The sequence below is a fragment of the bacterium genome (assembly GCA_029210965.1).
In the GTDB taxonomy this organism is placed as follows: Bacteria; BMS3Abin14; BMS3Abin14; order BMS3Abin14; family BMS3Abin14; genus JALHUC01.
Window position 1 is genome coordinate 1 of record JARGFZ010000133.1, and the last position, 624, is coordinate 624.

The 624-nt window shown below is 52.9% G+C and carries 1 protein-coding gene; it reads left to right on the forward strand.

Annotated features, from left to right (window positions below; all coding sequences use genetic code 11):
- Positions 1 to 624, forward strand: a 624-nt coding sequence (locus P1S59_14630) for a cytochrome c3 family protein (GenBank protein MDF1527460.1), incomplete at both ends; no start/stop codon positions are given.

The window sequence follows — 624 nt, forward strand, 5'->3', positions numbered from 1 at the left end:
TGAATTTCCCGTCTGGGAAAACCTTTGGTCAGCAAAAGGGTTTACCCCTTCCTTAAGGAAGCAAGCGCAGCTTGCCATCGCTGCATACTGTACCGATTGTCATAACAACAGTATTGCCCAGTTCGCCTACAGTGCCAATGCCAGTTCAGGCCACTACAGCACCAGGACGAACCTGATAGCAACCCAGGACTGTACTAACTGTCACAAGGACGCTACCAACGCCACTCTCTGGGGCAATGCACTTGACCCCGCCGATAGCGGTACATTCCCGCACAGCATTGCCACAACACCAACCCAGGATTGTTATGCCTGCCACAACGACGTGTCAGCCACAAACTTCCATAACATCACCCTGCAGGTGCCACCGCTCGCAAGTGTCAACTGCGTAGACTGCCACAAGACCGGCCTGACCATGACCACCAAACAGATCGATGAAGGAGTGTTCACAACCGGCGTCCATAGTAACCGTGCATGCGAAGACTGCCATGCAGGTGCACTCGACACCAACATGAATACCTATTCCTTCACCACCGACCCTGCAAAGAACTGTACCGCGTGTCATATCACCGGTACCCTTGGTGCTCCCGTCATCGCAGAACACAACGAACTCGCATCTGATATATT